Below are 20,051 nucleotides of genomic sequence, written 5' to 3'. Positions count from 1 at the left end.
GAAACCACAACAATAACCACCGAACCGGGTTGGGCCGTCATGGCCCCGCCACGGATTCGGACATCCGAAATCTGCCGATTTTCCGGAGAAATACCTTATGAGTGCATCACCCGAATTCTCTGCATTAGCCGCCGACAGCGATGCCGAGCAGCTACGCAAACTGGGCTACACCTCGAACTTCAATCGCAGCATGAGCCTGTGGGAAAACTTCGCCCTGGGCTTCACTTACCTGTCGCCGGTGGTAGGCGTCTACACCCTGTTCGGCCTGTGTCTGGCTGCCGGCGGGCCACCGATGTTCTGGGCCTACTTACTGGTCGGCTGCGGGCAATTGCTGGTGTGCCTGATCTTCGGTGAAGTGGTTTCACAGTTCCCGATTTCCGGTGGGGTTTACCCTTGGGCCCGCCGCCTGGTCGGCAAGCGCTGGGCGTGGATGGTCGGCTGGATCTACTCCATCGCCCTGTGCGTAACCATCGCCGCCGTTGCGGTCGGTGCCGGCCCCTATCTGGCGGCGATGATGGGCTTTGAACCAAGCAACAACACCAACATCATCATCGCTCTGGTGCTGACGTTGTTCGCCACTCTGGTCAACCTCAGCGGCACCAAAGTGCTGGCGCGTATCGCCATGTTCGGCTTCCTCTGCGAGCTGGTGGGCGCGGTGATCGTCGGGGTGTACCTGCTGGTATTCGAGCGTCATCAACCGCTCAGCGTGTTGTTCAACACCTTTGATATCCGCGTTGACGGCTCCTACCTGCCGGCCTTCCTCACCGCCTCGTTGGCAGGGATGTTTCTCTACTACGGCTTCGAGGCCTGCGGCGACGTGGCCGAAGAAACCCCGAACCCGAGCAAGCAGATCCCGGTGGCCATGCGCATGACCATCTACATCGGCGGCATCGCGGCGATGTTCGCTTGCCTGGCACTGATCCTCGCCGTGCCGGACATGCAAGCAGTGATCAATGGCTCCGACAAAGACCCGGTCACCACCATCCTCAGCAACGCCTTCGGTCCTGTTGGTTCGAAAGTAGTGATGGGTGTGGTGATGATTTCCTTCATCTCCTGCGTCATCAGCCTGCAAGCGGCGGCCAGTCGCCTGCTGTATTCCTACGCCCGGGACGAAATGGTCATCGGCAGCAGCCTGCTGAAACGGATTTCGCCGACCACTCAGGTTCCGGTTGCCGCATTGTTCGTATCCGGTATCCTGCCGGCGCTGATCATCGCTCTGGGCTTTTTCCTGCAAGACGCAGTGGCGACCATCGTCAGCTTCGCCGCCATCGGTATCTACCTGGCGTTCCAGATGATCGTTCTCGCCGCCCTCTACGCCCGTGCCCGCGGCTGGAGACCCAGCGGCAAATTCACTCTCGGGGCCTGGGGCCTGCCGGTGAACATCGGTGCGCTGGTCTACGGTGTCGGTGCAATCATCAACATGGCCTGGCCGCGTACGCCAGACGCTGCGTGGTACATCAACTACGCCATGGTGCTGAGCACCGCCATCGTTATCGGCCTGGGCCTGCTCTACATGTGGCTCGGCAAGCCGTACGACCACGGCACCGCCCCGGCCGGCGATGCCTGGAAAATCAGCCGGTAACTCCTTTCGCCCCGGTATCGTTTGGGTTGCCGGGGTGACTCAGATGCGCAATGGAGCCTATTTACCCATACAGCGATTGATGAAGCCTGGAGGGTAGTGGCGGAACGAATGACCACCCAAGCATTTGGCAACATATCGGTCACTCTCTTTCGACACAGCCCCGCTAAGGTTTGCTGACGACAGTGCACATAGCAACGGTTGACTGAAGTCTCGGCAAGGCCTACGGTGTTTACATCGTCTACAACGTATACACCTTTTCAGGAGAGCCAACATGGCCTCGCCCGTTTTGTCCTTTCGTGTCGAAGAGATCCTTGCCCAGCAACTGGATCAGCTTGCAGCCGCGACCGATCGCGACCGCCAGTATCATCTCAAGCGTGCACTGGTTCGTTATGTGGAAGCCGAGTCCTGGCATCTACAAGCCATCAGCGAAGGCATAGCCGATGCCAACGCTGGCAAACTGACCGATCTGGACGCCGTAAAGGCTAAGTGGGCAAACCGTGCCGAAAGTCGTACTGACCGAAAAAGCGGAGAGTGATCTTGATGCTATCCATGAGTATTACCGCGACTTGATTGGCTTTTCTGCAGCCAACGATGTGATAACAAACATTCTGGAATTATTCGGTCAACTTGAACTGTTCCCCGGCTCAGGCAGACCTTCCGTGATGCCTGATCTGCGTGAACTCGCCATAACTGAGTATCCGTTTATTGCTCCTTATCGCCCGATGCACGGACAAATTCATGTATTGCGGGTTTTGCATCAGAGAACAGAGCGAATACAGGATTGGTAATGCTGGCTGAATTGAACAAAGGCCTGCTGCTCGATCCCTGCTCCGGGTAACTGCATCAGGCCACTCCGCATTCTGCAACGCCTGGTGGTTCATCTTCTGCAAGGACGTTAACGATGACCGCGAACCGCTGTCCGGCAGCGCCGCAACTGATTCAAAGGCCCGCCTGTGATCATGCTGATGGTGATCGTAACGTACGCCGTATAAGTGTGGTTGAGCACACGGTGGATGCGCTGCCATCCATATGGCCCGCTTGAATGCTTGCTGCGGTCTGTGACTATCATGGCCTTGCCCGCCTGGCGGCGGATTGCCTGATCATTTGTGCAGGCTTGCCCCTGAGCCCTCAGTGTTTTTTTCAATTCATTGCGAACGGCTGGCGCTCTTTGTTATCTGTTAAGCGTCCGTTGCGTTTGGCCCAAGACATGTCCGAACCTCAATTTCTGATTCATCACGCAGCCAGTAACGGCGCGGGATCATCCAAGACAGGTTTTATTTATGCACCGCAGGAATCTCCTGAAAGCCTCCATGGCCATCGCCGCCTATACCGGTCTGTCGGCCACTGGCCTGCTGGCCGCTCGCGCCTGGGCCGGCACCGCCGATGGCGAGGCTCAGACGTTCGACTTCGAAACGTTGAAGGCCCAAGCCAGGCAACTGGCAGGCAATCGTTACCTGGATGCCAAGCAGGTGTTGCCGCCGACCCTCGCCAACATGGCGCCGCAGCAATTCAACGCGATCCAGTACGACGCCAATCATTCGCTGTGGAATGAGCTGAATGGCCAACTGGACGTGCAGTTTTTCCATGTCGGCATGGGTTTCAAGCAACCGGTGCGCATGTACAGCGTCGACCCCAAGACCCGCCAGGCGCGGGAAGTGCACTTCCGGCCATCACTGTTCAACTACCGGAAGACCAGCGTCGACACCTCGCAGCTCAAGGGAGACCTGGGTTTCGCCGGGTTCAAGCTGTTCAAGGCCCCGGAGCTGGACAAGCACGATGTGCTGTCCTTCCTCGGCGCCAGCTATTTCCGTGCAGTGGATGCCAGTGGCCAATACGGTTTGTCTGCGCGTGGGCTGGCGATCGACACTTACGCCAAACGCAAAGAGGAGTTTCCTGACTTCACCAGGTTCTGGTTCGAAACACCAGACAAGGACAGTACCCGATTCGTGGTGTACGCCTTGCTCGACTCGCCCAGCGCAACCGGCGCTTATCGCTTCGATATCGATTGCCAGGCCAATCAGGTGGTGATGGCCGTCGACGCGCATGTCAATGCGCGCACCGCCATCGAGCAGTTGGGCATCGCGCCGATGACCAGCATGTTCAGCTGCGGCACCCATGAACGGCGCATGTGCGACACCATTCATCCGCAAATCCATGACTCCGACCGTCTGGCCATGTGGCGCGGTAACGGCGAATGGATCTGCCGGCCACTGAACAACCCGGCGACGCTGCAATTCAATGCCTTCGTCGATAAAGACCCGAAAGGTTTCGGTCTGGTCCAGACCGATCACGAGTTCGTCAGCTATCAGGACACCGTGGACTGGTACAGCCGCCGTCCGAGTCTATGGGTCGAGCCGACCACTGCCTGGGGTGAAGGCTCTATCGATCTGCTGGAAATCCCGACCACGGGCGAGACCCTCGATAATATCGTGGCCTTCTGGACACCCAAGCAGCCCGTCGCAGCAGGCGACTCGCTGAACTACGGCTACAAACTCTACTGGAGCGCTCTGCCACCCGTCAGCACACCGCTGGCGCAGGTCAATGCGACGCGCTCGGGCATGGGTGGCTTCATCGAGGGATGGGCACCGGGCGAGCATTATCCTGAGGTCTGGGCGCGGCGTTTTGCTGTCGACTTTACTGGCGGCGGTCTGGATCGCCTGCCCGAAGGAACTGCCATCGAGCCGATCGTCACGGCGTCGAACGGCCAGGTGAAAGACTTCAACGTCCTGCAGTTGCCGGACATCAAAGGCTATCGAGTGACTTTCGACTGGTACCCCACCGACGATAGCGTAGCTGCGGTGGAGTTGCGGCTGTTCATTCGTACCCATGACCGGACGTTGAGCGAGACCTGGCTGTATCAGTATTTCCCGCCAGCACCGGATAAGCGCAAATACACCTGACAGGGTCAGCCTTGAGATCGTCGGTGCCTGGACTGACCTCATCGCGAGCAAGCTCGGCTCCCACAAGGATGACGCGGTACCTGTAGGAGCCGAGCTTGCTCGCGATGACGGCAGCAAGCCCCATAAAACGTTCAGCTGGATAAGCAAAAGCTCCAGTCTCGCGACCGGGGCTTTGGCTTTTTACAAATGCGTTTATTCACGCAAATCCGACTCATGAATCGGCTGATCGCGGTGAGTCGCCCGTTGGTATTGCGCCGGCCAGATGGCTTTGTGTCCGCCCAGGTCGTCATCGGCATGCAGCGGCCAGTAAGGATCGCGTAGCAGCTCCCGAGCCAGCAGGATGATGTCAGCCTGACAGGTACGCAGAATGTGCTCGGCCTGAGCGGGCTCGGTGATCAAACCGACAGTCCCGGTGGCGATACCCGACTCCTTGCGCACACGCTCGGCAAAGCGCGTCTGGTAACCCGGCCCGGTTGGAATCTCCGCGTTGGCCGCGGTGCCGCCCGAGGACACATCAATCAGGTCTACACCCAAGGCTTTCAGACGTCGCGCCAGCTCCACGGTTTCATCCGGGTTCCAGCCATCTTCGACCCAATCGGTGGCCGACACCCGCACAAACAGTGGCAACTCTTCAGGCCAGACCGTGCGCACCGCTTCGGTCACTTGCAGCACCAGACGAATGCGGTTTTCGAAAGAGCCACCGTATTGATCGCTTCGCTGGTTGCTCAAGGGCGACAGAAACTGGTGCAGCAGGTAACCGTGTGCAGCATGCACTTCGACTACTTTGAATCCGGCGACCAAGGCGCGTTTGGCGGCATCGACGAAGGCCTGGATGACGTCGGCGATCTGTCCTTCATTCAGTTGTATCGGTGCGCTGTGTTCGGGGTCAAAGGCAATCGGCGATGGGCCGACCGGAGTCCAGCCGCCGTCGGCCGGTTTCACGCTGCCATGCTTGCCCAGCCATGGCCGATGGGTGCTGGCCTTGCGCCCGGCGTGGGCCAGCTGGATACCGGCGACAGCGCCCTGGGCGGTGATAAAACGAGTGATGCGTTGCAAGGGTTCGATCTGTTCATCGTTCCACAGACCAAGGTCTTGAGCGGTGATGCGCCCGTTGGCAGCCACCGCCGTGGCCTCGGTAAAGACCAGACCGGCACCGCCCACGGCACGACTGCCGAGATGAACAAGATGCCAGTCATTGGCCAGCCCATCGACGCAGGAGTATTGGCACATTGGCGAGACCGCGATGCGGTTGAGCAGCGTCAATTGACGAAGGGTATAGGGTTCAAGCAGCAGACTCATGGGGCACCTCTCAATCAGTGGTCAGGCTCCAGGGTTCTGTTTGAAAAGTCGACGAGTGACAAGAAGGATGCAGCACCCGCCCCCGCGGGCAAAAAATGAGAAGACGTCACAAGGCACAATCAGACAGTGTTTAGAGCCTAGTCGACAACCGAGAATGAGGGAGGGTTCAGAAAACTAAAGAACCCGATTTTGATCGTTCCCACGCTCCGCGTGGGAATGCCTCAATGGACGCTCTGCGTCCGCCTCTGTGACGCGGAGCGTCACGGGCTGCATTCCCACGCCGGAGCGTGGGAACGATCTGCGATCTGACTACCGCGGTTCGATGTGGGCAATCATCAACTGCACGGTTTCCTGCCCGCGGAACTCGTTGAGGTCAAGCTTGTAGGCCAGCTCGACCCAACGAATGGTCGGGTTCGGCCAGATCTCGCGATCGATGCCAAATGCAATACCATCGAGTTTCAGCGAGCCGCATTCACTTTTGAGCACCACTTTGAGATGCCGCTCACCGACGATGCGCTGCTCGACCAACTGAAACACGCCATGGAACAACGGTTCAGTAAAGTGCTGGCCCCAAGGACCGGCGTGGCGCAAGGCGCGGGCGAGTTCCAGATGGAACTCCTCGACTGCCAGCGTACCGTCAGACAGCAGCCGCCCGGTCAAATCGTCCTCACGCAGTTGCCGACGAACCTCGGTGTCGAACGCCTCGGCAAACGCCGGGAAGTTCTGCTCCGGCAGCGACAGCCCCGCCGCCATGGCGTGGCCACCGAACTTGCTGATCAACTCAGGATGTTTCGCCGCCACTGCATCCAATGCGTCGCGGATATGAAACCCCGGCACCGAACGCGCCGAGCCTTTGAGCATGCCTTCACCCGCATCGGCAAAGGCGATGGTCGGGCGGTGGTAGCGCTCTTTCATACGCGAAGCGAGGATACCGATGACGCCTTGGTGCCAATCGGCTTCGAACAGACACAAGCCGAACGGCATCGACTCCAGCGGCAAGTCCTTGAGTTGAGCCAGGGCTTCGCGCTGCATGCCTTGCTCGATGGATTTGCGATCCTGGTTCAGCTCATCGAGCTGGGTCGCCATTTCCCGCGCTGAAGCGTTGTCTTCGCTGAGCAGGCATTCGATGCCCAGGCTCATGTCATCCAGTCGCCCTGCCGCATTCAGACGCGGGCCGATAATGAACCCAAGGTCGGTGGACGTAATTCGCGAATGGTCGCGCTTGGCGACTTCAAGGATTGCCTTGAGTCCCGGCCGTGCACGCCCGGCGCGAATCCGCTCAAGCCCTTGATGCACCAGAATGCGGTTATTGGCGTCCAGCGGCACCACGTCGGCCACACTGCCCAGCGCCACCAGATCCAGCAACTCACCGATGTTCGGCTGCGGTCTACTCTCGTACCAACCCAGGCTGCGTAGACGAGCGCGCAGCGCCATCAGTACATAAAAAATCACCCCGACGCCGGCCAGCGCTTTGCTCGGGAACTCGCAACCCGGTTGATTCGGATTGACGATGGCGTCCGCGGCAGGCAACTCGTGCCCCGGCAAGTGGTGATCGGTGACCAACACGGTCAGCCCCGCCGCTTTCGCCGCCGCCACGCCTTCGACGCTGGAGATACCGTTGTCCACGGTAATCAGCAATTGTGGTTCGCGCTGCAAGGCCACCGCGACAATTTCCGGGGTCAGTCCGTAGCCGTATTCGAAGCGATTGGGCACCAGATAATCGACGTGGGCGGCGCCCAGCAGGCGCAATCCGAGCATGCCGACCGTGCTGGCGGTCGCGCCATCAGCATCGAAGTCACCGACGATGAGGATGCGCTGGCGCTGCTCCAGTGCCACCACCAGCAAATCCACCGCCACCTCAATGCCCTTGAGCTGCTGATAGGGAATCAAACGCGCCAGGCTCTTGTCCAGTTCAGCCTCGGACTGCACACCACGCGCCGCGTAGAGACGCGTCAGCAGCGGCGGCAGGTCACCGAGAAACGGCAGGGTAGCGGGCAGCAGGCGGGGTTCGATACGCATGGGGCGAGGGGTGCTTCTCTTCAAGAAAAGGGATGAAACAGAATGATGCAGACGAGCGGCGAAGAATCAGCCGCGCTCGCCCGTCAGCCACTGCAGCTGGACTTCGTGCTGGCCGCGATCATCGGTCACGAAAATCGTGCCTTCGCTGATCATCACGTCCCACTTGATAGCGCGCGGCATGTCCTTGGCCAGCACTTCCAGAATCTCTTGCGGCACGGCGGCGATGTTGACGTTTTTCAGGTTTTTCACGGCTGGGACCACTTTGGTTTCCCAGACACGCAGGCTGCCATAGGCCAGCAAACTGGTGCGTTCAGTACGACGCGAGCACCAGGTCAGGCGATCGGCATCCGGCTGGCCGACTTCGATCCAGTGCAGGACACGGTCATCCAGACTTTTTTCCCACAAGGCAGGTTCGTCTACTTCTGACAGACCACGGCCAAAGGACAGCTGCTCGTTGTACCAGAAGGCATAGGCCAACAGGCGCACGGTCATCCGCTCTTCAGTCTCCGAAGGATGACGGGCGATGGTCTGTTTGACGCTTTCATACACCCCACGATCGAGGTCAGTAAGGTTCAGTTCAAATTTGTAGGTCGTGGACGGCTGGGCCATGAACGCGCTTCTTGATACGAGGAAAGGCGGCAAGTCTAACCGATGCGAAGGCTAATCAACGACTCCCGCGACTCATCATCCTTTAGCCAGATGGCCGGGCTATGTTAAAACGCTCTCTCCGCTCAGCCGTTTGCCCTACAGGATTTCCCATGCCGCTCACCGCCAAACCTCTTGCCGGGGTAAAAGTCATCGAACTCGGCACCTTGATCGCCGGCCCTTTCGCCTCACGCATCTGCGGCGAATTCGGCGCCGACGTGATCAAGGTCGAATCCCCGGATGGCGGTGACCCGTTGCGCAAATGGCGCAAGCTCTATGAAGGCACGTCGCTGTGGTGGTTCGTCCAGGCGCGCAACAAGAAATCCCTGACTTTGAACCTGAAACACCCGGACGGTCTGGCGATTCTCAAACAGTTGCTCAGTGAAGCGGACATCCTGATCGAAAATTTCCGCCCAGGCGTGCTGGAAAAACTCGGCCTCGGCTGGGAGGTTTTGCACGCATTGAACCCGAAACTGGTGATGGTGCGCCTGTCCGGCTTCGGTCAGACCGGGCCGATGAAGGATCAGCCCGGCTTCGGTGCGGTCGGCGAGTCCATGGGCGGCCTGCGCTACATCACCGGCTTCGAGGACCGGCCACCCGTGCGCACCGGCATTTCCATCGGTGATTCGATCGCCGCGCTCTGGGGCGTGATTGGCGGGCTCATGGCGCTACGTCACCGCGAGGTTAATGGTGGTCAGGGGCAAGTGGTGGACGTTGCGCTGTATGAGGCGATCTTCGCCATGATGGAAAGCATGGTCCCGGAGTTCGACGTCTTCGGGTTTATCCGTGAGCGCACCGGCAACATCATGCCAGGCATCACGCCCTCCTCCATCCACACCAGCGCCGACGGGAAACATGTGCAAATCGGCGCTAACGGCGATGCGATCTTCAAACGTTTCATGCAGGCGATCGGTCGCGAGGATCTGGCTGACGATCCGTCCCTGAGCAGCAACGATGGTCGCGACAGCCGCCGCGATGAAATATACGGCGTGATTGATCGCTGGGTCAGCTCACTGCCGCTGGACGCGGTGATCGAGCGATTGAACCTTGCCGAAGTACCGGCCAGCCGGATTTTCAGCGCCGAAGACATGTTCAGTGATCCGCAGTTTCTGGCCCGGGAAATGTTCCTGCAGGCCAAGCTACCCGATGGCAAGGCCTTCAAGATGCCGGGGATAGTGCCAAAACTTTCGGACACACCGGGCACATCCGAATGGGTCGGGCCAGCGCTCGGTGAACATAACGTGCAAGTGCTGAACGACCTTGGCTACGACGCCGTGCAGATCAACCGGCTACGTGAAGTCGGGGCTATCTAAGCTGAAACCACTGTCTTTGGCTCGCCGGAGGCCGACGCTGGCAAGCAGCGCAATGCTTCGTCGCGCCTGGTGGCGAACGCTTCGCATGCTGGGGATTTTGCCGATGCTGGTGTGGCTATTGGCCGCACCAAGGGCGGCTCAAGCCAAGGAGACGCTGATCTGGCTGCTGCGCGACCTGCCACCGTTGACGATTCTCGAAGCACCAGAAAAAGGTCAAGGCGCCATCGATCGGCTGATGCCGCTGTTGATCGCCAGCATGCCGCAATACCAGCACAACATCATGCGGGTCAACCGCGCGCGCGGCATGCAAATGCTCCATGAACCCTCATTTACCTGCGATCCTTCATTGCTCTGGAGCAAAGAGCGCACGCAGTGGATCGAGTTTTCGATTCCCGCCTTGAGGATCCTGAGTAACGGTCTGGCAGTGCGCCATCAAGACCGCGCCACCCTGGAGCCGTTCATCGTCGGCGGCAAGGTCGATCTGACGGCACTTCTGGCCAGCAGCCAGAAGCTCGGAGTGGTTGCCGAACGCAGCTATGGCCAACGGATCGATGCTCAACTGCAACACGCTCCGGTCGACACATTGGCTGCGCACTATGGCAATGACGCGCTGGGTAGCTTGTTGCAAATGCAGCGCCTGGGACGCTTGACCGCGTTATTGGGCTACTGGCCGGAAATCCGGTACCAGGCACAACGGCAAGGCATATCGCCCGCTGAGCTGGAGTTCTACCCGATCAAGGATACGGAAAAGTACCAGTCGATCCATGTCGGTTGCTCGAATACGGCAGAGGGCCGTCAGGCCATTGCCAGCATCAACAAAGCCTTGCGCGACCTGCGTCAGAACACACTGATCGATTTTTATACCGCTTGGCTTGATCCAGAGATGCGCCGCGATTACCTGGAGGACGCCAGGGCATTTTTTCAGCGCCCTCAAGAGCAATGACAAACGCCAGGCAAAAGAAACCCCGAGAAGTGGGGAAACGACTCGGGGTTAAACGTGGCCTACAAAGACCCGTACAACAAGCTGCAAGCACCGGAGCACAATGCTTGGTCCCGTTGTACAAAGTCTGACTTACCAGACGGTATTAAGGTTCAAAAATAAATAGAATCAATTTCTGCTGGCAAAAGCCTTGTCCTGCGCGGCATTACGCAAAGCAGCGATGACGCTGGGCTCAAGACGCCCCTCGGCAATCAGCACATCACGGTGCAGGCCGTCGACTACGTCTGTCAGCAAACGTTTATCGGTCAACTGAGCCTGATTGAACGCCCGCTCGACCACGATGGACCCGGCCGCATTCTTCAACGTCACCAGGCATACGCCACCGGCACCCGAGGGGCCCAGTGCGACCTGATACGGGCTCAAAGCCTCACCCAGCAATAGGCTGATACTTTCCATCTCGATCACCACTCAATAGTTCGAAAACAAAGTGCCTAAGGACCTGTCCACTGCAAACGACCACCAGCCCGAGAAGAAAGCCCTTCACGTCAACGAAGAGCGAACCTCGTCAACCTGAGTACATGGAGCATGCATGGAAAAGATGACAGAGAAAAAACAGCCACGTCGAATCGTCAACCTTCCGGTGATTCTGGTGCGGCACAAATAAAAAACCCGTCATGAGACGGGCTTCAATATGTGACGGGTCCAGTCAATCAAAGTGGCTTGCCGCGGTTACCATGTTGACTGACAAAGGCCTGCACGGCTTTCAAGTCATTTGCCAAAACGGTGCAGCGTTCATCCCGTTCAAACAAATCAGAAAGATGAGCGGGCAGTTCAAGCGCTTTTCCTACACCAGCTTTCTCCACGGCTTCAGGGAACTTGACCGGGTGGGCCGTCCCCAGAATCACCATCGGTATATCCAGGCTGCGGCGGCACTCACGCGCGGCCTTGACGCCGATGGCGGTATGCGGATCCAGCAACTCGCCACATTGTGCGAAGACTTCGGCAATGGTTTCGCAGGTTTGCTCATCGTCGACCGCCAGCGAATCGAACAGCTTGCGTGTTTCAGTCCAGCGATCCTCGTCGACGCTGAAACCGCCACCCTGCTTGAAGGTCTCCATCAGGCCGGCCAGCGCCGCACCATTGCGACCGTGCATATCGAACAACAGACGTTCGAAGTTCGAGGAGACCATGATGTCCATCGACGGCGACAGGGTCGCGTGCAGGGTTTCCTTGACGTACTGATTGCCGCTCATGAAGCGGTGCAGGATGTCGTTGCGGTTGGTAGCGACAATCAATTGATTGATCGGCAGACCCATGTTACGCGCCAGGTAGCCAGCGAAGATATCGCCGAAGTTGCCGGTTGGCACCGAGAACGATACCGAACGGGCCGGGCCGCCCAGCTGCAGGGCTGCATGGAAGTAGTAAACGATCTGGGCCATGATCCGCGCCCAGTTGATCGAGTTCACCGCCACCAGGCGAGTGCCCTTGAGGAAGCTCTGGTCGGCGAAGCTGGCCTTGACCATTTCCTGGCAATCGTCGAAGTTACCTTCAACGGCGATGTTGTGAATGTTCTCGCCGAAGATGGTCGTCATCTGCCGACGCTGAACTTCAGAAACGCGGTTGTGCGGATGCAGAATGAAGATGTCGACGTTGTCGCAACGACGGCACCCTTCGATGGCGGCAGAACCGGTATCACCCGAGGTGGCACCGAGGATCACCACGCGCTCGCCACGCTTCTCCAGCACGTAATCGAGCAAGCGACCGAGCAGTTGCAGAGCAAAATCCTTGAACGCCAGCGTCGGGCCGTGGAACAGCTCGAGCACCCATTCGTTACCGTTGAGCTGACGCAACGGCGCAACAGCGCCGTGGGAGAACGCACCGTAGGTTTCTTCAAGGATGTTCTTGAAGTCCACATCCGGAATGCTACCGCTGACAAACGGGCGCATCACCCGGAATGCCAGCTCGTGGTATGGCAGGCCGGCCCAGGAGGCAATTTCTTCCTGAGTGAAGCGTGGCAGGTTTTCTGGCACGTACAGGCCGCCATCGCTGGCCAGACCGGTCAGCAGGACATCTTCGAAATTCAGGGCCGGTGCCTGGCCGCGGGTACTGATATAACGCATGACTGGCTCCTCTAAAAAGAGTTCTCAAACGAGGGCTTGGCAAACAGCCCTCGGAACAATAACGGCTTAGTTCAAGTGCTCGACCCGGATCCGCACGACAGGACCGACCACATCCTGCAACGCTTCCAGAGCGGTGATCGCATCGTTCATGTGCTGCTCCAGCACACGGTGGGTCAGCAGGATCATTGGTACCAGACCGTCGTGCTCTTCAACTTCTTTTTGCATGATCGATTCGATGTTGATGCCACGCTCCGACAGGATGCTCGCAACCTGGGCCAGCACGCCCGGGTGGTCCTTGGCCTGGATACGCAGGTAGTAGGCACTTTCGCAGGCTTCGATCGGCAGGATCGGATGGGCCGACAGCGAGTCCGGCTGGAAGGCCAGGTGCGGTACGCGGTTTTCCGGGTCCGAGGTCATGGCGCGAACCACGTCCACCAGATCCGCGATCACCGACGAAGCCGTTGGCTCCATGCCAGCACCGGCACCATAGAACAGCGTTGAACCCGCAGCGTCGCCGTTGACCATGACGGCGTTCATCACGCCATTGACGTTGGCGATCAGACGATCAGCCGGGATCAGCGTCGGGTGTACGCGCAGCTCGATGCCGCTTGGCGTGCTGCGTGCCACACCCAGGTGCTTGATGCGATAGCCCAGCGCTTCGGCGTAGTTCACGTCAGCGGTGGTCAGCCTGGTGATGCCTTCTGTGTAGGCCTTGTCGAATTGCAGCGGGATACCGAAGGCGATGGACGCCAGAATCGTCAGCTTGTGCGCCGCATCGATACCTTCAACGTCGAAGGTCGGATCAGCTTCCGCGTAGCCCAGGGCCTGCGCCTCGACCAGCACGTCTTCGAAGGTCCGGCCTTTTTCACGCATTTCGGTGAGGATGAAGTTACCGGTGCCGTTGATGATCCCGGCGACCCAGTTGATGCGGTTCGCCGACAGGCCTTCACGGATCGCCTTGATTACCGGGATGCCACCGGCCACGGCAGCTTCGAAGGCGACGATTACGCCCTTCTCACGAGCCTTGGCGAAGATTTCATTGCCGTGAACGGCAATCAGTGCCTTGTTCGCGGTGACCACGTGCTTGCCGTTCTCGATGGCCTTGAGTACCAGCTCACGGGCCACGGTATAACCACCAATCAGCTCGATGACAATATCGATTTCAGGGTTGGTCGCGACAGCGAAGACATCGTTAGTAATGGGGGTACCGGTAATCTCACACTGAGGGTTAGGCGTACGCATGGCAATTTGAGCCACTTCGATTCCACGCCCGGCACGGCGGGCAATCTCCTCGGCGTTACGCTGAAGTACGTTGAAGGTGCCGCCACCGACGGTACCTAACCCACAGATGCCTACTTTGACCGGATTCACTCTGAACTCCCCATAAAACGGCCGACTCAAGGTCGGCCGTGGAAAACAGCCGCAAGCACGCGGCTCTCTATTTAACGGAACGACGACTGCTGTCGCCGAACCATGATCGCCAAAGGCTTACCGTGACGACGCAGGATTATTTCGCGCCCAACGCCAGTTTGGCGACTTGTGGCGCAGGCTGATAGCCTGGAATCACTTGGCCGTCGGCCAAAACGATGGCCGGTGTACCGTTCACACCGATAGACTGACCGAGAGCGAACTGCCTGGAAACCGGGTTGGCGCACTTGGCAGCCTTGATTTCCTTGCCATCGACCATACTGTCCATGGCCGCTTTCTTGTCTTTCGAGCACCAGACCGCTTGCAGCTGCTCGTCACCCGGCGAGCCCAGACCCTGACGCGGGAAAGCAACATAGCGCACTTCGATGCCCATTTTGTTCAGCTCAGGCACTTCGGCGTGCAGCTTGTGGCAGTACGGGCACGTGGTGTCGGTGAATACAGTAATGTGCGTTTTGGTTTCGCCGATGGCCGGATAAACCACAGTTTCTGCGACGGGGATGCCGTTGATCAACCTGGAAATGCCCAAACGTTCGGCTTTTTCAGTCAGGTTTACCGGTTTGCCATCCTTGAGCTGGAACAGATAACCCTGCATGACGAACTGGCCATCAGCACTGGCGTACAGCACACGGCTGCCCTTGAGTTTGATTTCGTACAGACCGGCCAACGGGCTGGCAGTGATGGTCTCGACGGGCACTTCGAGATGCAGGCTTTCGAGGCTCTTGCGAATCGCTTGCTCGGCGGCGTCATCGGCCACAGCAAAGGTGCTGACCAACGCAATGGCTGCAGCGGCAATAATCTGGGTCACACGCATGGGAACTCCTGAAGGCGGACAAATGGAACGGGTACAACGCCGGTACTGAAACATCGGGTTTTAGCCGCCCACTGTGCAAACCGACAAAGCCTACCACAGTTGGCCTGCGGGGCCGACTGCCGCTCAGACAACACATCAAAATCGCCCCTTGCAGGAGCAGCCAGTCGACGCTCGATTGCTCGCGATTAACGCAAGGACGACGCGCTCACTCAGACAACACGCGTTATCGTTCGCGACCATCGCGAGCAAGCTCGCGCCTACACAGAGCCGGCAATCATCCTCGAGGGTGGTGTTTGGCGTGCAGGTCTTGCAACCGGGCTCGCGCCACATGAGTGTAGATCTGCGTGGTCGACAGGTCGCTGTGACCGAGCAGCATCTGCACCACCCGCAGATCGGCGCCATGGTTGAGCAAGTGGGTGGCAAAGGCATGGCGCAAGGTGTGGGGGGACAGGGATTTTCCGATCCCGGCGACTTTTGCCTGGTGCTTGATCCGGTGCCAGAACGTTTGTCGGGTCATCTGTTCACCTCTCAGGCTGGGGAACAACACGTCGCTAGGTCGCCCGCCCAGCAGCTCGCCACGAGCGTCGCGCATGTAGCGCTCGACCCAGACAATCGCCTCCTCGCCCATCGGCACTAGCCGCTCCTTGCTGCCTTTGCCCATCACCCGCAGCACGCCCTGGCGCAGATTGACTTGCTCCAGGGTCAGGCTGATCAGCTCGGTCACGCGCAAACCACAGGCATACAGCACTTCGAGCATGGCGCGATCACGCTGACCGATAGCCTCACTCAGGTCCGGTGCCGTCAGCAGCGCCTCAACGTCGGCTTCTGACAGGGATTTGGGCAATGGCCTGCCCAGCTGCGGCATATCAATTTGCAACGTCGGGTCGACCGCAATCAATTTTTCCCGCAGCAGGTAACGATAAAAGCCACGTACACCCGAGAGAAAACGCGCTGTGGAACGTGGTTTATAGGCCTGCTCCAGACGCCAGGCCAGATGATCGAGAATCAGCTCGCGACCGGCGTTGACCAGCTCCAGGCTTTGCTCGCGCAGCCAGCCGTTGAACAGTGCCAAGTCACTGCGATAGGCGTCACGGGTATTTTCGGCAAGACCCTTTTCCAACCATAGGGCATCGAGAAACTGGTCTATCAGGGGATGATCGATGGCAGGCATGAGCACTCAGGATTCGCAAGCTCAAGGCCGCGTATAAATAAATAGCGAACAGTGGTGATGATCACTAGTCTTTCATAGCACGCCATTTCAAGGAACAGGGCAACAGCGAGTCCACAGTTTTAGCCGATCTCCAGTGGGATCGGGGGCAAAAAACAGGCAACAAAAAAGCAGCCCGCAGGCTGCTTTTTTCGCATCGGAGAAGCTGGACTTAAACCAGTTTTTCCTTGATGCGAGCTGCTTTACCGGACAGGTCGCGCAGGTAGTACAGCTTGGCTTTACGTACGTCACCGCGACGTTTAACGGCCATGCTGTCGATTTGCGGGCTGTAGGTCTGGAAAGTACGCTCTACGCCAACACCGTTGGAGATTTTACGAACAGTGAAAGCACTGTTCACACCACGGTTACGCTTGGCGATTACAACGCCTTCGAACGCTTGCAGACGCGAACGGTCGCCTTCCTTCACTTTCACCTGAACGACAATGGTGTCGCCCGGGGCAAAGGTAGGGATCTCTTTGGTCATCTGCTCTGCTTCGAGTGCAAGGATGATTTTGTTAGTCATGCTGTGCTCCTAAGGTAAATCGTCGGATCTACCATCGATACGTTGTTAACTATCGTCCCGCTCGCGGATGTATTCCTCGAGCAGCTTCTTCTCTTCTCCAGAAAGCGAGCGGCTTTCCAGAAGATCGGCGCGTCGTTCAAAGGTCCTGCCAAGGGACTGCTGTAAACGCCATCGCCGGATATGTGCGTGGTTGCCACTTAGCAACACGTCGGGAACACGCTGATCCACATACACCTCCGGTCGGGTGTAATGCGGGCAATCCAGCAAACCATCCGTAAAGGAATCTTCCTCGGCGGAGTCCGCATGCCCTAAAGCTCCGGGCAGCAGTCGTGTAACCGCATCTATCAGGACCATCGCCGGCAGCTCGCCACCGGAAAGTACATAGTCGCCAATCGACCACTCTTCATCGACATGAGCTTCAATAAACCGCTCGTCAATGCCTTCATAGCGGCCGGCAATCAGGATTAATGCTTCCTCATTCGCCAACTCGCGTACCGCCGACTGAGTCAATCGACGGCCTTGGGGCGACAGGTAAATTACCTTCGCCGCCTCCCCGGCTGCCTGCCTGGCCTGAACCAGAGCATCTTCCAGGGGCTTGATCTTCATCACCATGCCCGGACCACCGCCAAATGGGCGATCATCCACAGTGTGATGTCGATCCGTTGTGTAGTCTCGCGGATTCCAACAGGTCAGCTGCAAGAGCCCCTGTTTCACCGCGCGGCTGGTAATGCCGTAGTCGCTGATGGCGGAAAACATCTCGGGAAACAAACTGATCACTTCTACGCGCAAATTAGCCACGTTTAGAAGTCCGCGTCCCATTCCACCTTCATCTCGCCCGCTGCCAGGTCGACGGCCAACACGCATTGCCCGGTATACGGCAATAGGCGTTCGCGATCATCCAGGCTGCCAGCGCAAGGCTTGACCACCATTACATCATTGGCGCCGGTTTCCAGAAGATGATCGATTTTCCCGAACAATTGCCCGTGAGTGTCGATAACCTTCAGACCTTCCAGCTGGTACCAGTAGTACTCGCCGTCGGTCAGTTCAGGGAACAGGTTGCGCGGCACGCAGATCTCGTAACCGGCCAGAAGACGAGCTTCTTCACGATCATCAAGATCCTTGAGCTTTGCGACCAGGAACTTGTCGTTCCCGCGTCCGCTGACCAGCTCAACCTGTTTCACATTGCCTTCGCGCCGCAGCGTCCAGGTTTTGTAGTCCAACAGGTTTTTAATCGGATCAGTAAAGGAATACACCTTCACTTCGCCGCGAACGCCGTGAACAGAATAAATCTTGCCGATAACGATCAAATCATCAGCGATTGCTGGCGTCGCGTTCATATTGCTCAGGCCGCAGCCTTAGCAGCATCCTTGAGCAACTGAGCAACACGCTCAGAAGGTTGTGCACCAACGCTCAGCCAGTAGGCTACGCGCTCTTGGTTCACGGACAGGCGGACTTCTTGACCACGAGCGATCGGGTTGAAGAAACCAACTTGTTCTTTGTGCGAACCGTCGCGTGGGTTGCGGCTGTCGGTCACGGTCAAGTGGTAAAACGGGCGCTTTTTGGAGCCGCCAAGGGCAAGACGGATTGTTAGCATGTGAACATCGTTCCTGTAGTCGGTGCTGCAAATCTAAATGCACAGCGGGCATAGGTGCCCGAAAGGCCGCATATTCTAAGGAATATCCGGACTTTTGCAAATGTCTTTTTCCGGCGCCTATCGGCATGCCATCAAGATTTGCTATAGAGCCGTCGCGAACGACGGCGGGTCAGCTCCCGCCAAGTGCGGGTTTGCTGGAGATCCCACGTCCGTGTGGGGTAGCGCCGACATAACTGCCGGCGCGAAAACTTTACATTTTCGGCATACCGCCGCCGGGCAACATTCCGCCCATGCCGCGCATCATTTTCGCCATTCCGCCTTTGGCGGAGAATTTTTTCATCATCTTCTGCATCTGCTTGTGCTGCTTGATCAAGCGACCGATGTCCTGCACCTGGGTACCGGAACCCATGGCGATCCGACGTTTGCGCGAACCACTGATCAGCTCAGGGTCACGGCGCTCGGCCGGGGTCATGGAGTTGATGATGGCTTCCATTTGCTTGAACTGCTTCTCTGCTGCGCCCTGGGCATTGCCCATTTGCGCCAGATTCACACCACCGATATTTGGCAGTTTGTCCATGAGACCGCCGAGGCCGCCCATGTTCTTCATCTGTTGCAGTTGATCGCGGAAGTCTTCGAGATCGAAACCTTTACCTTTCTTGAGCTTTTTCGCCAGTTTTTCGGCTTTGTCTTTATCAAGGGTCTGCTCGGCCTGCTCGATAAGGCTGAGCACGTCGCCCATGCCGAGGATCCGCGAAGCGATCCGCTCAGGGTGGAACGGATCGAGCGCATCGCTCTTCTCGCCCATACCGATGAACTTGATCGGCTTGCCGGTAATCGCACGCACAGACAGCGCAGCACCGCCACGGGCGTCACCGTCGACCTTGGTCAGAATCACACCGGTCAGCGGCAGCGCATCACCAAAGGCCTTGGCGGTGTTGGCGGCGTCCTGACCGGTCATGGCGTCGACCACGAACAGTGTTTCTACAGGTTTGATCGCCGCATGCAGGGCCTGTATCTCGCCCATCATCTCGGCGTCGATGTGCAGACGACCGGCGGTATCGACGATCACCACATCGATGAATTTGAGTCGGGCTTCTTTAATAGCCGCCTCAGCGATCGCCACCGGCTTCTGGCTGAGATCAGACGGGAAGAAGGTTACGCCGACTTCACCGGCGAGCATTTCCAGCTGTTTGATCGCCGCCGGACGGTAGACGTCCGCCGAAACCACCATGACGCTTTTCTTTTTGCGCTCTTTAAGGAAGCGCGCAAGTTTACCGGCGGTGGTGGTTTTACCCGCACCTTGCAGACCGGCCATCAGCACCACGGCCGGCGGCACAGCACTCAGGTTCAGGTCTTCGTTGGCGGCGCCCATCAGGCTTTCGAGTTCGGCCTGAACGATCTTCACGAAGGCCTGGCCCGGCGTCAGACTGCGCGACACCTCTGTGCCGACAGCGCGCTCCTTGACCGCATGGACGAAGTCTTTGACCACCGGCAAGGCGACGTCGGCTTCGAGCAACGCCATGCGCACTTCTCGCAGGGTGTCTTTGATATTGTCTTCGGACAGCTTGGCCTTGCCGGTGACATGGCGCAGCGTCTGCGAGAGACGGTCGGTTAGGTTTTCAAACATGCGCGATCCTTTCAGGCCCTATTGTAGACCGAGGTAATGGCGG

At 58.3% G+C, this 20,051-nt stretch carries 19 protein-coding genes; 6 read left to right on the top strand and 13 right to left on the bottom strand.

Annotation, left to right across the window (positions count from 1 at the left end; translation table 11 throughout):
* Positions 1-97: 97 nt before the first annotated feature.
* The 4 genes from AC07UI_RS10955 to AC07UI_RS10940 all read left to right on the top strand — a co-directional run bounded on the left by AC07UI_RS10955 (position 98) and on the right by AC07UI_RS10940 (position 4,482).
* On the top strand, positions 98-1,582 hold the full coding sequence (locus tag AC07UI_RS10955) for an APC family permease (protein ID WP_494992521.1): 1,485 nt from the start codon (positions 98-100) through the stop codon (positions 1,580-1,582).
* Between the two features lie 271 nt (positions 1,583-1,853).
* The gene (locus AC07UI_RS10950) at positions 1,854-2,117 is read left to right on the top strand and encodes a CopG family ribbon-helix-helix protein (protein WP_494992520.1); all 264 of its coding nucleotides are present in this window, start codon (positions 1,854-1,856) and stop codon (positions 2,115-2,117) included.
* Complete coding sequence (locus AC07UI_RS10945; protein WP_494992519.1) at positions 2,080-2,370, top strand: type II toxin-antitoxin system RelE/ParE family toxin; 291 nt, start codon at positions 2,080-2,082, stop codon at positions 2,368-2,370. Before AC07UI_RS10950 ends, AC07UI_RS10945 begins: the two co-directional genes overlap by 38 nt.
* A 492-nt stretch (positions 2,371-2,862) precedes the next feature.
* Positions 2,863-4,482 (top strand): glucan biosynthesis protein D, encoded by a 1,620-nt coding sequence (locus tag AC07UI_RS10940; RefSeq protein ID WP_494992518.1) that lies wholly within the window; start codon positions 2,863-2,865, stop codon positions 4,480-4,482.
* 192 nt (positions 4,483-4,674) lie between these two features.
* Here the strand turns inward: AC07UI_RS10940 and AC07UI_RS10935 are convergent, their stop codons facing one another.
* The 3 genes from AC07UI_RS10935 to AC07UI_RS10925 form a co-directional block, all read right to left on the bottom strand.
* Positions 4,675-5,781, bottom strand: a complete 1,107-nt coding sequence (locus tag AC07UI_RS10935) for an NADH:flavin oxidoreductase/NADH oxidase (protein ID WP_494992517.1) — start codon at positions 5,779-5,781, stop codon at positions 4,675-4,677.
* Between the two features lie 309 nt (positions 5,782-6,090).
* Entirely contained in the window at positions 6,091-7,800 is a 1,710-nt protein-coding gene (recJ, locus tag AC07UI_RS10930; RefSeq protein ID WP_494992516.1) for a single-stranded-DNA-specific exonuclease RecJ, read from the bottom strand.
* Between the two features lie 66 nt (positions 7,801-7,866).
* Positions 7,867-8,409 (bottom strand): YaeQ family protein, encoded by a 543-nt coding sequence (locus AC07UI_RS10925; protein ID WP_494992515.1) that lies wholly within the window; start codon positions 8,407-8,409, stop codon positions 7,867-7,869.
* A gap of 149 nt (positions 8,410-8,558) precedes the next feature.
* Here AC07UI_RS10925 and AC07UI_RS10920 point away from each other — a divergent pair, with 149 nt between their 5' ends.
* Both AC07UI_RS10920 and AC07UI_RS10915 read left to right on the top strand, forming a co-directional pair.
* Entirely contained in the window at positions 8,559-9,758 is a 1,200-nt protein-coding gene (locus AC07UI_RS10920) for a CaiB/BaiF CoA transferase family protein (RefSeq protein ID WP_494992514.1), read from the top strand.
* Entirely contained in the window at positions 9,739-10,701 is a 963-nt protein-coding gene (locus AC07UI_RS10915) for a TIGR02285 family protein (RefSeq protein ID WP_494992513.1), read from the top strand. Before AC07UI_RS10920 ends, AC07UI_RS10915 begins: the two co-directional genes overlap by 20 nt.
* A gap of 165 nt (positions 10,702-10,866) precedes the next feature.
* Here AC07UI_RS10915 and AC07UI_RS10910 read toward each other — a convergent pair whose 3' ends face one another.
* From AC07UI_RS10910 to ffh, 10 genes are all read right to left on the bottom strand, one after another.
* Entirely contained in the window at positions 10,867-11,154 is a 288-nt protein-coding gene (locus tag AC07UI_RS10910; protein ID WP_494992512.1) for a DUF3509 domain-containing protein, read from the bottom strand.
* 254 nt (positions 11,155-11,408) lie between these two features.
* Positions 11,409-12,818, bottom strand: coding sequence for a threonine synthase (thrC, locus tag AC07UI_RS10905; protein ID WP_494992511.1), 1,410 nt, complete (start codon positions 12,816-12,818; stop codon positions 11,409-11,411).
* Between the two features lie 66 nt (positions 12,819-12,884).
* A complete protein-coding gene (locus tag AC07UI_RS10900) occupies positions 12,885-14,189 on the bottom strand; it encodes a homoserine dehydrogenase (RefSeq protein ID WP_494992510.1) in 1,305 nt (434 codons plus the stop codon).
* A 136-nt stretch (positions 14,190-14,325) separates the two neighbouring features.
* The gene (locus tag AC07UI_RS10895) at positions 14,326-15,057 is read right to left on the bottom strand and encodes a thioredoxin fold domain-containing protein (protein WP_494992509.1); all 732 of its coding nucleotides are present in this window, start codon (positions 15,055-15,057) and stop codon (positions 14,326-14,328) included.
* 274 nt (positions 15,058-15,331) lie between these two features.
* The gene (xerD, locus tag AC07UI_RS10890; protein ID WP_494992508.1) at positions 15,332-16,228 is read right to left on the bottom strand and encodes a site-specific tyrosine recombinase XerD; all 897 of its coding nucleotides are present in this window, start codon (positions 16,226-16,228) and stop codon (positions 15,332-15,334) included.
* A 208-nt stretch (positions 16,229-16,436) separates the two neighbouring features.
* Positions 16,437-16,787, bottom strand: coding sequence for a 50S ribosomal protein L19 (gene rplS, locus AC07UI_RS10885; RefSeq protein ID WP_054593850.1), 351 nt, complete (start codon positions 16,785-16,787; stop codon positions 16,437-16,439).
* A 45-nt stretch (positions 16,788-16,832) separates the two neighbouring features.
* Positions 16,833-17,606 (bottom strand): tRNA (guanosine(37)-N1)-methyltransferase TrmD, encoded by a 774-nt coding sequence (gene trmD, locus AC07UI_RS10880; RefSeq protein WP_494992507.1) that lies wholly within the window; start codon positions 17,604-17,606, stop codon positions 16,833-16,835.
* Positions 17,588-18,124, bottom strand: coding sequence for a ribosome maturation factor RimM (gene rimM, locus AC07UI_RS10875; RefSeq protein ID WP_494992506.1), 537 nt, complete (start codon positions 18,122-18,124; stop codon positions 17,588-17,590). The genes trmD and rimM overlap by 19 nt, the downstream gene beginning before the upstream one ends.
* A gap of 5 nt (positions 18,125-18,129) precedes the next feature.
* Positions 18,130-18,381: a 30S ribosomal protein S16 gene (gene rpsP, locus AC07UI_RS10870; protein WP_262114813.1), complete on the bottom strand. Its 252-nt coding sequence runs from the start codon at positions 18,379-18,381 to the stop codon at positions 18,130-18,132.
* A 250-nt stretch (positions 18,382-18,631) separates the two neighbouring features.
* Entirely contained in the window at positions 18,632-20,008 is a 1,377-nt protein-coding gene (gene ffh, locus AC07UI_RS10865; RefSeq protein WP_494992505.1) for a signal recognition particle protein, read from the bottom strand.
* Positions 20,009-20,051: the final 43 nt, after the last annotated feature.

Source organism: Pseudomonas sp. GW821-FHT04C07 (assembly GCF_059420325.1).
The sequence above is the reverse complement of the archived record's forward strand: the minus strand, read 5'-3'. Positions and strand labels throughout refer to the sequence as shown.